Here is a 13,214-nt window from a genome sequence, read left to right as displayed (position 1 = left end):
AATACATAAGGAAAAGGAAACAAGGAAAAGTGTTTTCAGACGGATTTTCGTCTGAAAAGGAGGAGGTTAGAAGAAATTTTTTTTGGCTTCCTGTTTCTTGCCATCGGCAACTTGAAATTATTTTTTATTACGAGGCTAAGAACCTTTTATTTTGTTTTTTGAACCGGCCTGTATCGTTCTTCATATCAAATCAAATTGTCAAAACAATATAAAGGAAGTGATAGTTTCATGAAAGGGAATAAGGTCATTTCAGCCATGGCTACGGCTGGTTTGGTTCTCTCACTCCTTTCCACAGGAGCGATTGCACAAGACTCACCAGAAGCAGCTAAAAAAGCGGAACAACAGAAGAAGCTGGATGAGATAACAGCAGATTCGAAGGGAAAAGGGAAGATTACCTGGGATGAGGAAAAAGATGTTCCTTCCTTCGTCAAAGGGGAAATATCTTCGGAAAAGTTGGAAAATAAAGAAGATGCGATCAATATCCTTGGTGAACTGAAAGATCTTTTCTTGATGGACTCTCCTTCTTCTGAGTTAGAATTGATCGAAGAATCAAAAGATGATCTTGGTTTTACAAAGTACAAGTATCAGCAAGTGTATAAAGAAGTTCCTGTCTTTGGACGTGAACTGAATATCCACGCAAATAAAAAAGGGGAAGTGAGTTCGGTTAACGGGAAGTATGACCCAGCGGTAAAGGAACAAGGGGTTAATACGTCAGCCAAATATTCTTCCGCAAAAGCAATGAAAAAAGCAAAGAAAGAATTGGGTTTGAAAGAGGACACCAACTTCTCGATTGAAGAGGCGAAAAAATTCATCTATGAAGATAAAGAAGGCACTTATCATCTTGTTTATCTAATTTCTTTGTCTACCTTGGAAGGGGACAACCCTGGTTACTATGATGTGTTTGTCGATGCGAATGATCTTGAAGTCATTAACCAGGTGGAGAAAAGCAAACATGCTGCGGAGGTTGGCTCTGGTACAGGAGTAAAAGGAGATACAAAGACGCTGAATACGTATCTATCCGATGGGTCTTATTATCTCTACGATACGACAAAGCCGATGAACAATGGCAGTAATGGTGTGATTAAGACGTATACAGCCAATCAAGGCACGGCTCTCCCTGGCTCATATTTGACTGACTCCAACAACATCTGGACGGACAGGGCTGCGGTGGATGCTCACTATTATGCGGGTGTCGTTTACGATTACTACTACGACAAGCATGGTCGCAATTCTTTCGATGGTAACGGAAGTAGTTTGATTTCTACGGTTCATTACTACCATCCTGAATATTGTCCGAACAATGCTTTCTGGGACGGAACACAGATGGCTTACTGCGATGGCGATGGTTCAAAATCGGATGATCTTTCTGGAGCGCTCGATGTAGTTGGACATGAGATCACACACGCAGTAACAGAGCGAACAGCAGGACTAATCTATGAAAACCAACCAGGTGCACTGAATGAATCTTGGTCGGATGTACTTGGGAATCTGATTGAAAACAAGAGTGACAATCAATGGTTAGTTGGAGAAGACGTATGGACGCCGAATATTTCTGGAGATGGATTACGCTCAATGTCTAATCCAGAAAGCAATGGTTATCCAGCTCACATGGATGATTATCGCAACCTTCCAAATACCAGGGAAGGGGACTGGGGCGGTGTTCACATAAACTCCAGTATTCCGAATAAAGCATTTTATAACTTTGTTACTTCTTCTGGGGTAAGCCGGGATGAAGCAGGTAAGGTTTGGTATCGTGCATTAACGCAGTATCTCACCTCTACATCCCAGTTTACGGATGCACGTGATGCCACAATTCAAGCGGCTACGGATTACTTTGGAGCGTCGGCTCAAGAGACGGTTGCTGTTACCAATGCCTGGTCCAAGGTAGGTGTAGGTGAATCTAGTTCAGGTGGTTCTTCCGATCAGACGGGAGAAGCTAAGTGGTTCTACGAAGAGAAATCTCACTCCACCGACCATCCATACAAAAACAACGCTGATGAAAAAGTGTCGTACACCAAGTCAGGTGCGCAAAAAGTGGCTCTTCACTTCAGTCGATTGGAAACAGAAGCTGACTATGACTTTGTCTACATTAAAGATAGTAATGGCAAAGTAATTAAAACTTATGATGGCGATCAAAGTGATTTCTGGGTAATTGTTGAGGGAGAAAAAGCAACGGCGAACCTTGTCACAGATAGTTCGGTGACAGCGTATGGCTATGATATTGATCAAGTTGCCTATTTCTCTACAAAACAGCTATCTACAGCAAAAGCAGCGTCACCAGTCACTCCTATTAGCGAATAGGAAAATGAAGGATAATCCGCTTGACAGCATCTTAAGCTGTCGAGTGGATTATTTATTTACAATTAAAATGAAAGATTGAACCCTCTTAAAACGCTGATAGAAAAGGGATCTCCATATGATAAATGAACATATTCACCATTGATGCAAGTTTTTGTCCAGTCGCTTCTCTTTTCTTATACTATTAAGAACGATGTATTTGCCTATACCGTTTCATATTTAAAAGGAAAGTGGAAGAATGGCGATTCCTTTCAGCGAACATAAGTTCGTTCGATTCATGTAGATGAAGAAAGGAAAGTGAAGAGATCGAGGGGAAATATGGATCTATTCCGTGACGGTATAAATTCCATGACGGCATAAAATAGCAAATAACATATGGAATAGCACTCCCTCTTGCCTATTTAGGAAAGGGGGAGTGCTATGAGAAAATGATACTCTATGATTTGCTGGAGAGAGGGTTAGCTCTTTTCTTTTTTGAATGAGTGTATTCAATATAGATAAAGTTAAATCTCCTATAGGTTCAGAAAAAAACATCTAGCAGATGGGTTTCTCTGGCTGATAGAAGAAGGGATGTTCACTATCATTTTTTTGTCTTACTTTTTAACAAAAATATAGTATTTTTGATGACATTATAATATAATAACTTATGTACTAACTTATCTTGAGTATGTGTCAAAAGAAGGGGTGAAGGAAGTGAAACAGATGGTAAGAATATCTGTTATATTCGCAATCATATTAATGATAGCGTTTCCATCTTCAGCTTTAGCAGGAAAAGGAAGCGAAGAGGTCGACTTGTCCGTGCTCGAACGTGTTAACGAGCAAGGGAATGTACTGGATGCTGACTCTATTGCCTATTGGGAAGGGAAGACAGAGACAGGCTTGATCCCTGGGACTTGGTATGTAGGAGATACCCCATCAAATTTAGATGAGAGCAAGAGACCACTCGTTTTTGTCCAAGGTCTTGGCTCGAATGCTCTCACCTGGATTGAAGATTCAGGGAGCATGTACGATGCTGCTTTTGCTGATGGTTACGAAACGGCCTTCGTTCAGCTATATGATGCTGCTGGCAGTAAGTACGCAGCGTCGCAATGGGATAATGGGCAGCTCTTGGCAGATCAACTAAAAGCCATTCACGATTATTATGGTGAAAAGGTAAATGTTGTGGCCCATAGTAAGGGTGGGATCGATACACAGACCGCACTCATTCATCACGATGCAGATGCTTATGTGGATAATGTGGTTACTTTATCCTCCCCGCATCACGGTTCTCACTTGGCTAATCTGTCCTATAGCTGGTATGCAGGATGGTTGGCGGATATTTTAGGACAACAATCTGACGGCACGTATTCGTTGCAAACAGGTCAAATGGATCAATTCCGTGAGCAGACGGACGCAAACGAGGACATAGACGCAAATGACTACTATACCGTTGCTGGGAAAGATTGGGGTTCATTTGGCGGCTCTCTCTGGTTAGGTGGCGCGTACTTATATTCTTATGGCTCCAATGATGGAGCGGTCAATGTTTGGAGCTCCAAATTGGACTATGGTCAGCACTTGTTCACAGGGAACAAATTAAACCATTACAACATCACCAGTGGAGACGAGGTATTTTCTCGTATTGAGTCAGTGATTGATGACCCTGTTGAGGTGGTGGCAGTAGAAAACGGCAGTTCGACTGCAAACAAAGGCTCTTGGTGGCCGTTTAACTGGGGATGGAAGGATTTCTGGTCTTTTGACTGGACTGGATTGAAATCTTCCTCTTCGGAGTCGGCCAAGAAAGAGAGCAGTGCTCAGGTAGCAAGTGTACAAAACAAAGAGGAAAGTACAAAGCTGGCAAGTGAAAGCAGTACGAACAGTCAAGGGTTAAATGAGAGTGGTAATCAATTCGTTCGGGGTGGGGAATTAACATCTGAACGCATGGCAGAAGAGGAAATTGCGGTGCAATCCGGAATGGATGAAGTTACTTTCCATGCTTTATCCAAAGAGCAAGTACAATTTAAGTTGATTTCTCCTTCAGGCAAAGAATATACGAACGAAAGTAAGGGCTACTCGCTGGGAGAAGACCAAGAGTATTTTGCGGGAGCTACGCTTCAAGCATTTCAGTTAGAAAATCCTGAATCCGGAAAGTGGAAAGTACAACTAACGAGTGAGAAGAAAGATGCTTACTTGTTAATCGCCGCTTTTAAAGGGGATGAAAGTACCGCCTTAGAAGTGGATGTGAATACCGCTTCTAGTGAAAAAGATTTGCCAGTTGATGTTCAACTGAAGAATCCAGAGCAATTTGACGAAGATTCGATTCAAGTGGAAATGAAAGTGATTGAAGCAAAAGAGAAAGAGGATCACTTTGATAAGAAGAATATCGAAGAAGCACCTATGCAAAAGGATCAAAAACGAAGTGGTAAATTTGAAGGGTCTGTTGAGCGTAAGAGTGATGCTTCTTCCGTATACAACATCACCATCGAAATTGAAGGAAAGTTGAAGAATGGCGAACCTTTCCAACGGACTGTGATTCGTTCGGTAAATGCGGGTGAAGAAAAGTAAGAAAGATCCCTTCGGTGAAAATTGAAAGCGCTTCTATATTATATAGAAGAAAATGAAGATGACAGAGTGGTTCCCCCTTTCCATCAGGAGAGGGGGAATTCTTTTTGATGGGATAGGGTGATACCACCGATTGTTCGGTGATCTTCGTTGGGACGGACAACTTTTGCTGCATTGGAGCATATGCTTTCATCACCAAGAGAAAAGGGTGATGATGATGACGAAAAAGAAAAAAGAGAAGCAACCACAAATGCAAGGGATACAAAAGAAAAAACAGATTAGAGAGGCAGACCTTTATGATAGTCAAGTGATTGCTCCTCTGAAAAAACAGGTGCGTAGGGCACAAGAGGCAGGTCACTATGATCTATTGCGGAAGAGTTGGAATTCCCTGCAACACCATCTAGTGGAACACCGCCTTTTATTACGACGGGCAACTTATACGAAACGTTCCTGAGAGGGCTTCTTGCTACACTCTATCCGTCACGGTAATTATGTAGGATGGTTTAAAGAGAAAGAGAGTAGGGAAAAATCGCCTAGGAGAGAGGAGATAGAGAAAAAAGGAGTGGTGTTAGGATGGAAATTACAGTGATTGGAGCCAATGGGCAAATTGGTCGGATGATCGCTAAGCTATTGGCAGAACGTAATCATCATGTGCGCGCAATGGTGCGTAAGGAGGAACAAGCTTCTTACTTTGAGAAATTCGGAGTGAAGCCAGTCATTGCTGATCTGGAGAAAGATTTCTCCCATGCAGTAGAAGGGGCAGAGGCGGTCGTTTTCTCAGCGGGTTCTGGAGCCCATACTGGATTGGATAAGACCATGCTGGTGGATCGAGACGGAGCCAAAAAGGCGGCTGATCTTGCAGAGAAGCAAGGTGTACGACGCTTTCTCATGGTGAGTTCGATCCGAGCGGATCAACCAGAAGTGGTTCCTGCTGACAATCCTTTTCGGCAGTACTTACAGGCAAAAGGAGAGGCAGATGAGCACCTGCGAAGCAAAGACTTGGATTACACCATCTTCCGTCCAGGCTCGCTTACCGATGAACCGGGAACAGGGAAAATCGTGATCGCCCCCTCCTTGGAAGGACAAACGGGTAATATCCCGCGTGCAGATGTCGCTTTAACGATTGTTGAGGCACTCACACTTTCTAATACTTATCGCAAGTCGTTTGATTTGTTTGCAGGAGAGGAAGAGATTCCTTCTGCGCTAAAGAATTTAGGGTAGAAGGAACTTGATCATAGAGTCAAAAAGAACCCAAGAGAGGATATATCTTCTCTTTAGGGTTCTTTTTGATCTTAGCAGAGGTGACTTTTTTGTAAAAACTTTCATCGTGCGCATAAATAAGAGATCGGGAGTTTCCCACCCAGCAAAGAATGCTTGTATCCTTATTTCACTGACAAACAGTCTGCGAAAAACCGGATTATTCCGTTTTTTATAATGAGCTGGTTAGAGGAACCCTATAGAGTGGATGATGCCTTCATCCGCATTTTTGTTAAACCCGTAGCACCATGTAATCGCCTGACTTTAATTGAGTGACATCCGCTTTCATCGCTTTGGCAATGTCTAAGGTGAGGGTTTTGGCTTCTTCTTCGTTTTCTGCAAACAAAGAGAGTGCTTTCCCAGCCAACACACGATTTTTATGTAAAGTAATGAAGGCAAGAATTTCGTATTGTGGTTCCAGTGACGGTTCGCGTCCCATATTATTTCCTCCCTACGAGGTTGGTGTTCATAACGGAATGGCTCTTTTTGATATTTTCAAGGAGAGGCGCATTTTGGATTGTGCGAATCAGCATTTCCGGATCAGACTGGATGGGAACGAGCGTGATGATCACTTTTCCTGTTTCATATTCTTTGCGGGTAAAGTGGTACCGCTTGACTCCCATGGCTCTGGTGGCTTCAAATAAGATGGCTTGTCTTTGGCCAAAGTGGTCCAATGTAATACGAAAATGATTTTCCTTTGGCTCAATGACGGCAGCGATGCCCTCCTTTTGAAAGAGCGTGCGTGCATTCTCTGTTCCTAAGAGGTTAGAGATGTAAATATCATCTACATAAAGTTCAGAGCCTTTAACAGAGACTTTTCCCATGCGAACTGTTGAGATATCTCCCACTGTCTTACCTTTGGAAAACCTCTTCAAAAAAAGAAGAGCGATCATTCCCACTAAGGCACCCGCGGGGATATAGATCCAGAAAGGAAAGGAGAGAAGAACCTGGATGGTGAGACTGGTGAGGAAAGCGACGACCAACGAAAAGTAGTTACGCGCTTCAAATGTTTTGGCAATCCCATCAATATAAGCGTTACCGCGATAGGTATACTCGGTGTTTTCAAGATCCTGCAAACTTTGTTTTTCTATCTTACGAATATCGCGGAATTGTTGGATGGCGAGAGCTAAGAAAGTAACGGCGACAAAATTTTTTGTCATCAAAGCTGGGATGGCAACCGCTCCCAAGAAGGAGGCAATAAAGCTGGTTAACAGATGAATCATGTACCCATTGGGATAACTGGGATATTGCCGATAATCTTCTTGAATAGTGGCCAGGCGTGCGATCGTACCCATCATGATGCCAATAACAATCATCAGGATGGATTGGGTGGAAATCAGCTCTTCTTCCAGGGGAACACACCTCCTGAGGCGACTCGTCATATACACGTTAGATTTTCAAATAGAGGTGTCTTCTATACGAACGCCGGTCATTTTCCTTTAACGGGTGGTTAGGGTGAGCTTTCCTCCTTATCTTCTAGGGGGGGTTCATCTATCGAAAGTGAGTTTCACCAGATAACTTTCATAAGAAACACTTATGGCTTGTACCACACTCTTCGGATGAAAGTTGTCACTATTAGAGTTCAGGTTCTCTCAGTGTGTGGTGGAGGGCGAGGGAATCCTTCTTCTCAGGCGGTTGTACGAGTACGTTGTCAAGGTCATTCCGAAGGACTCCCTGCACCCTCGTTCATCTTTGAAAGGGCGAACCTTCACCTATCACAATGGTGTTTCACCAGAATAGATACTTTCAGAAAAAAACCCCCTGTCAACCTGACAGGGTTAGCGTAATTTCTTGATATTAAATTCATTCTGCAAAAGTGCCCAATTTTGCGGGAAGTCATTGCCGAGGACCCAGTAGCTGATTCCGCGGAGATTGTATTTTTTGATCAGCTTAAATTTGGCCTGGATACTACGGGCGTCCTCAAACCAGATAATGTGTTCTTTACCTTCATCGTCGTAATAGTTAAAGAATGGTGCTTGTGATTCGGTATCGTATTGGATGATGGCGCCTCGCTTCCAGGCGATCTCCAGCGCCTCTTGCGGGCTGACCAGAGGAGCGAACTTTCCTCCTTTTTCATACGGGAGTGTCCAATTGTAACCGTATAGTGGAGCGCTCATCATGATTTTATTGCTCGGCATGACAGAGAGGGCATATTGTAGGACTTCCTCCACTTGTGGAAGAGGGGAGACGGCCATTGGAGGTCCTCCTGACCAGCCCCATTCGTAAGTCATCAAAATGACAAAGTCGAGGATTTCCCCATGTGCAGCATAGTCATGAGCCGAATACCAAGGACCTGTTTGTTCTGCGCTCTTCTTTGGAGCGAGTGCTGTGGAAACCAAATATCCTTCCTGACGGAGTCTAGGGGAAATGGTGCTTAGAAAAGTATTGTATCGTTGGCGATCATCTGGATAGATGCGTTCAAAATCAATGTTTAAGGCTTGATACCCTTTTTGCTTCATGGTGGAAAGAACATTATTGATCAGTCGGTTGGTACGCTCTTCGCTGGTAAAGAGAGAGCGGGCGATATCGGGGGAGAAATTCCCTTCTGTGAAGTTGGTGATCACCATCATCGGTAAAGAGTTGGTCTTTTCTATTTCCCTGAGTGCGATTTCATCTTTAGGAGCAGTCAGGGAACCATCAGACTTCACTTGATAGCTAAATAGGCTAATATAGGTAAGGGAAGGGGAGTCATTTTGCACGATTTGCTGATCTTTTGAGGTTCCTTTGGGTTCCAGGTACCCATTGGTTTCAATGGTTGTTTTTTCGCTTGTCGGTATTTTCAGACGAGTACCAGTATCTAAGTAAAGGGGATTAATACCTGGATTGGCTTGCCTGAGTTGATCAACGGAGACTCCATAACGAGCGGCAAGACTCCAAAATGATTCGCCAGGTTGTACAATGTGATAGCCGGTGGAATTGGGGATAACCAGTGCCTGCCCTGGTACCAGTCGACTGGAATCGGGAAGTTGATTAATATCTGTAATAACGTTGGGGGATACGCCGAACCGATTGGCAATCGCCCAGATCGATTCCCCCGGACGAACAACAGCAATTTGCATCTTTATTGCCTCCTGTCAACACGATTCTCTTCTAGACTATTCCACCGTGTGTCAGTCGGCTACATATATTCGGGAAATTGTTGCAAAAAAGTGTGGGCCACTGCTTCATAATGTTCTTCCGGTATATCTTGTAGTACCCCTTCAACGAGAAAAAAGAAGGAGATCGTGGGGTTGTCTGTTTGATGTTCATAGTACATGCCGACCAGCTGATCATGATAGCGAAAAGTAGCACCTAATACTGCCTTTATTTTTTTGTGGGAAGTTTCTAATGTCTGAAAGAATAGCGTCTCCAGTTCATCCAATACGATTTCCTCGTATAATTGACCGGGATGAGTGAGGGAAAGGGTACCGTCTTCTTCCTCTTCAGTGGCAATAAATAATTGTCTCTTTGCTTCCTTCTCCCATATGATTAGCAAGTGCTTTACATTCTCATGGATAAACACATATTGATCTGCCGTATTGAAGCGGATATTCACTTGGTTGCCCCCTTAACATCCTGCTATTATGAAAATTGTATATAAAGAGTTTGTTTTCTGTCAATATATTAGAAGGGTTGAAAAGAAAGGTATGTTTTCCCTATATCCCTCTCTTTTTTAGTGAAAATGACTATTTTTATTGCAAGTAGAAAAGGCACACCATATTCGGTTGAGGGAATAATGGGGGAAGCGAGCGTTATTTCTTTCTATCCGGCTAGGGTTGCCATCGTCTTCGGATTGCCCACTAGTCGTCTAAAACGGTAATATACGCAATCATTGGGACCCCTTCTTGTGAATGGGTATGGCAGATAAGGCGAAACGTACCTGGCTGATCAGCATGAAAAGTGAGGGTTGTCGTTTCTCCTTTGCGAATGGTCCCTTCTATGTTATAGGACTCTAATAGGAAATTATGCTCTTTTCCATGAATCCCATGAAGATGAAGGGTTACTTCTTCCCCTACAGGTACGACAATGGAGCCAGGTTCAAAGCGATAAACTTCTACTTCCTCTCCACTGGAAGTGGTGGTTTTGTATTCCACAGTGGTGAGGTGAAACTCTTCTGCTTTCGATTGTGCGTTACTTACTTCTTCTGTTACTTCCTCCATCACAGTGTGACCTCCCAGCCATGGAATGGGAAGAAGAATACACATGCAGAGGAATACACAGAGAAACGCAACGAGCAATGACACCCACTGTTTAGAACGAACGGTCATCTTTAAGTTCCCTCCTTATAAGCTATTAGTAAGATTATTGACTAAATCAAAGGAAAGATACCTCAGCTCTCTATGAAGCTACACATAAGCCACACTAAAAGCGTGCTATGGGCGGGGAAGTGAGGCTTTACGTAATTGCACCACGTAAGTCATATTGTGTTGGATAGATGTGAAGGCAATTTGACACAAAAAGCCGTGGTATTTTCGCTAGCTAAAAAGCATGCTATACTTAGAGCTGGGAAGGCACTGCTATCTATAAGATGGATAGGGTTTTGGAAAGTAAGGAGGGGTGGACATGGCTACAAAAGGTTCAAAAGTTGAGAAACGCGAAGAAAATGATTTCCTCGATATGGTGAAATATACGGCCCTCTGGTTTATTGCCTTTATGGGCATCGCGGTAGTCGCCACTGTACTTGAATTTTTTGTATAACTAATAGAAGGAAGCGCAAGGGCTGGAGGATGATTGCTCACAGCCCTTAAGGCATGTGCTCTTTGAAGGAGTGGGTAGGGGTGTTTAAACGGTACCGGATGATTTGGGTTCTGATCGGAGTGTTGGTAACTACTTCGGTTGTTTCTTTTACCCTGCAGTGGGATCCTGTTTCCAAGCCAGATACGGGACCCATCGATGCTGAGTCCAATGACCGTACAGACTCCCTCTCGCTGACGATGGAAGAGGGACAAGCTGCTGCGGCGGTTGATTCCGTACGCCTGATTACGCTTACGGGGGAAGAAAAGCCACTGGATGGATCCACCTACATACCGTTGATCGAGCAACTTAGGCAATCAGAAGATCAGCGTACATTAGAGGGAACAGAAGGTCAGAGTGGTTACCCTTACGTACTAATTGTACGATTGACAGAGGGAGAGCCACTCCTTTTTCGCGTGGGCAAAACGGGGGTTATTTACCAACAGACACGCTTTGGAGGAGAATTCGCAGACTCTTTGTATGAAAAGGTGCGTAAAGTCGTCGGTGACGAAGCCCTAAACCAGCTTCGTACAAATCTGAAGGGTGCAGAGGTAAAGGCACAAGATACCGGAGCGGTAGAAAGATTAGCCGAAAACGATCAGCAAGTCTTGTTGGATTATCTCCAAAGTGCACAAATGAGTCAGCAACAGTCAATAGAGAATCAGCCTGCTTTTCCTCATTATCAAATCCACTTTTCTACGCAAGGTAACCGCAAGACGGTAGAGGTGGTAAACGAGAAAACGATTCGCTTCTACTACGGAGGCGAGCCCATCGACTATCAACTGGATTCAGAGTTACCCACCCAGTTGGAGGAGTGGTTACCTACTCCCGTCTTTCCACTTGCGGATGTGCGCGCGCTTTTTTCCGCGCCAGTAGTGGCGATGACAGAAGAAGGCAAGCGCAAAAAAGAGGTTAACGAACAAGTGTGGAAAGAGCGCGGGCTGCACTTGGTGCGTCTAGCGAGTCGTTGCCGTGAGAACTCGTCGGCGGAAGAGTCTGGTCAATCACCTCGGTTTACGCTATACTTTCAACTAGCCCAGCAGGAGCGCCCTATCCAAATTTATACGGATGCCTTCACATATGCTGGGAAATCCTATCAATGTTCAGGTATTTATCGTGAGTATGCTAGCCTTGATTAGGTGAAGGCTCTTTTTTATGGAAATGGAATATGAACCACCAATGATCGATTCGCTTTAAGGAGGTGAAGAGGCGCATGATCTTTTATGCGCCGATCCCATGAATGTACATGAGTACCAGGGTAAACAGGTATTAAAGCAATACGGTGTTGACGTTCCGCAAGGAAAAGTCGCTTATACACCGGACGAAGCAGTAGCCAACGCCAAAGAGTTGGGTGGCGAATTGTGGGTAGTAAAAGCTCAGATTCATGCAGGTGGCCGCGGTAAAGCGGGTGGAGTCAAGTTGGCTCGTAGCTTGGATGAAGTAAAAGCCTATGCAGAAGAATTGCTTGGTAAGGTCTTAGTTACGCATCAAACGGGGCCAGAAGGTAAAGAAGTGAAGCGCTTGTTGATCGAAGAAGGTTGCGACATCGCTAAGGAATACTATGTGGGTATGGTCGTCGATCGTTCCACTGGGCAAATTACGATGATGGCATCTGAAGAAGGTGGCACCGAGATTGAAGAGGTAGCGGAAAAAACACCAGAAAAAATCTTTAAAGAATCGATTGACCCAGCGGTGGGTTTCTTGCCCTTCCAAGCTCGTCGCCTCGCTTATAGCATCAACATCCCACGCGAAATGGTGAACAAAGCAGCGAAGTTTATGATCGGCTTGTATCAAGCATTTCGCGACAAAGACGGTTCACTGGCTGAAATCAACCCGCTCATCACCACGGGCGATGGTCGTGTGATGGCACTGGATGCCAAGCTTAACTTTGATGATAGTGCGCTTTTCCGCCACAAAGATATCCTGGAACTGCGTGACTTGGATGAGGAAGATCCAAAAGAAGTTGAAGCCTCCAAATATGACCTGAACTATATTGCACTAGATGGAAATATTGGTTGTATGGTTAATGGTGCGGGTCTGGCGATGGCTACCATGGATATTATTAAACACTTCGGCGGTGAACCGGCTAACTTCCTCGATGTAGGAGGCGGTGCTACCACTGAGAAAGTAACAGAAGCCTTCAAAATCATATTATCGGATGAAAATGTGAAGGGGATCTTGATTAACATCTTCGGTGGCATTATGAAATGCGATGTCATTGCCAACGGTGTGGTGGAAGCGGCGAAGCAAATCGGCTTGAATAAACCACTTGTTGTTCGCCTTGAAGGAACCAATGTGGATCAAGGAAAAGCCATCTTGAAAGAGTCGGGCTTAAAAATTGAAGCGGCTGATTCGATGGCAGATGCAGCAGAAAAAATCGTTTCATTGGTGAAATAAGGAGAAAGGTG

Annotated in this window: 12 protein-coding genes; 7 read left to right on the top strand and 5 right to left on the bottom strand. The window is 44.1% G+C overall.

Annotation, left to right across the window (positions count from 1 at the left end; translation table 11 throughout):
• Nucleotides 1-228 precede the first annotated feature (228 nt).
• From AC6RGY_RS06445 to AC6RGY_RS06430, 4 genes are all read left to right on the top strand, one after another.
• On the top strand, nt 229-2,301 hold the full coding sequence (locus AC6RGY_RS06445) for a M4 family metallopeptidase (RefSeq protein ID WP_499860775.1): 2,073 nt from the start codon (nt 229-231) through the stop codon (nt 2,299-2,301).
• A gap of 699 nt (nt 2,302-3,000) precedes the next feature.
• Entirely contained in the window at nt 3,001-4,839 is a 1,839-nt protein-coding gene (locus AC6RGY_RS06440) for an esterase/lipase family protein (RefSeq protein ID WP_499861477.1), read from the top strand.
• A gap of 208 nt (nt 4,840-5,047) precedes the next feature.
• Nucleotides 5,048-5,290, top strand: coding sequence for a hypothetical protein (locus tag AC6RGY_RS06435; protein ID WP_499860772.1), 243 nt, complete (start codon nt 5,048-5,050; stop codon nt 5,288-5,290).
• 119 nt (nt 5,291-5,409) lie between these two features.
• Nucleotides 5,410-6,057: an SDR family oxidoreductase gene (locus AC6RGY_RS06430; RefSeq protein WP_499860769.1), complete on the top strand. Its 648-nt coding sequence runs from the start codon at nt 5,410-5,412 to the stop codon at nt 6,055-6,057.
• A 268-nt stretch (nt 6,058-6,325) separates the two neighbouring features.
• Here the strand turns inward: AC6RGY_RS06430 and AC6RGY_RS06425 are convergent, their stop codons facing one another.
• The 5 genes from AC6RGY_RS06425 to AC6RGY_RS06405 all read right to left on the bottom strand — a co-directional run bounded on the left by AC6RGY_RS06425 (nt 6,326) and on the right by AC6RGY_RS06405 (nt 10,340).
• Nucleotides 6,326-6,532: a capping complex subunit for YIEGIA gene (locus AC6RGY_RS06425; protein WP_499860765.1), complete on the bottom strand. Its 207-nt coding sequence runs from the start codon at nt 6,530-6,532 to the stop codon at nt 6,326-6,328.
• A 1-nt stretch (nt 6,533) separates the two neighbouring features.
• On the bottom strand, nt 6,534-7,475 hold the full coding sequence (locus AC6RGY_RS06420) for a YIEGIA family protein (protein WP_499861476.1): 942 nt from the start codon (nt 7,473-7,475) through the stop codon (nt 6,534-6,536).
• A gap of 396 nt (nt 7,476-7,871) precedes the next feature.
• Entirely contained in the window at nt 7,872-9,152 is a 1,281-nt protein-coding gene (locus AC6RGY_RS06415) for a glycoside hydrolase family 18 protein (RefSeq protein ID WP_499860760.1), read from the bottom strand.
• Nucleotides 9,153-9,211: 59 nt separating this feature from the next.
• A complete protein-coding gene (locus AC6RGY_RS06410) occupies nt 9,212-9,628 on the bottom strand; it encodes a hypothetical protein (protein ID WP_499860756.1) in 417 nt (138 codons plus the stop codon).
• 244 nt (nt 9,629-9,872) lie between these two features.
• Complete coding sequence (locus AC6RGY_RS06405; RefSeq protein WP_499860752.1) at nt 9,873-10,340, bottom strand: cupredoxin domain-containing protein; 468 nt, start codon at nt 10,338-10,340, stop codon at nt 9,873-9,875.
• 295 nt (nt 10,341-10,635) lie between these two features.
• Here AC6RGY_RS06405 and AC6RGY_RS06400 point away from each other — a divergent pair, with 295 nt between their 5' ends.
• The 3 genes from AC6RGY_RS06400 (at nt 10,636) to sucC (ending at nt 13,203) form a co-directional block, all read left to right on the top strand.
• Nucleotides 10,636-10,770 (top strand): hypothetical protein, encoded by a 135-nt coding sequence (locus AC6RGY_RS06400; RefSeq protein WP_499860748.1) that lies wholly within the window; start codon nt 10,636-10,638, stop codon nt 10,768-10,770.
• 80 nt (nt 10,771-10,850) lie between these two features.
• Nucleotides 10,851-11,945 (top strand): hypothetical protein, encoded by a 1,095-nt coding sequence (locus AC6RGY_RS06395; protein ID WP_499860746.1) that lies wholly within the window; start codon nt 10,851-10,853, stop codon nt 11,943-11,945.
• 97 nt (nt 11,946-12,042) lie between these two features.
• Nucleotides 12,043-13,203, top strand: a complete 1,161-nt coding sequence (gene sucC, locus AC6RGY_RS06390) for an ADP-forming succinate--CoA ligase subunit beta (protein WP_499860743.1) — start codon at nt 12,043-12,045, stop codon at nt 13,201-13,203.
• Nucleotides 13,204-13,214: the final 11 nt, after the last annotated feature.

Source organism: Mechercharimyces mesophilus, assembly GCF_059818345.1.
Note: the sequence above shows the minus strand (reverse complement) of the source record. Positions and strands in the feature narration are given on the sequence as shown.

Bases quoted from the DNA above. Each gene is read 5' to 3' on its own strand.
- AC6RGY_RS06400 (WP_499860748.1), top strand. From the start codon at position 10,636: ATGGCTACAAAAGGTTCAAAAGTTGAGAAACGCGAAGAAAATGATTTC.
- AC6RGY_RS06405 (WP_499860752.1), bottom strand. From the start codon at position 10,340: ATGACCGTTCGTTCTAAACAGTGGGTGTCATTGCTCGTTGCGTTTCTC.
- AC6RGY_RS06445 (WP_499860775.1), top strand. From the start codon at position 229: ATGAAAGGGAATAAGGTCATTTCAGCCATGGCTACGGCTGGTTTGGTT.
- AC6RGY_RS06415 (WP_499860760.1), bottom strand. From the start codon at position 9,152: ATGCAAATTGCTGTTGTTCGTCCGGGGGAATCGATCTGGGCGATTGCC.
- AC6RGY_RS06435 (WP_499860772.1), top strand. From the start codon at position 5,048: ATGATGATGACGAAAAAGAAAAAAGAGAAGCAACCACAAATGCAAGGG.
- AC6RGY_RS06440 (WP_499861477.1), top strand. From the start codon at position 3,001: ATGGTAAGAATATCTGTTATATTCGCAATCATATTAATGATAGCGTTT.
- AC6RGY_RS06420 (WP_499861476.1), bottom strand. From the start codon at position 7,475: ATGACGAGTCGCCTCAGGAGGTGTGTTCCCCTGGAAGAAGAGCTGATT.
- AC6RGY_RS06430 (WP_499860769.1), top strand. From the start codon at position 5,410: ATGGAAATTACAGTGATTGGAGCCAATGGGCAAATTGGTCGGATGATC.
- sucC (WP_499860743.1), top strand. From the start codon at position 12,043: ATGAATGTACATGAGTACCAGGGTAAACAGGTATTAAAGCAATACGGT.
- AC6RGY_RS06425 (WP_499860765.1), bottom strand. From the start codon at position 6,532: ATGGGACGCGAACCGTCACTGGAACCACAATACGAAATTCTTGCCTTC.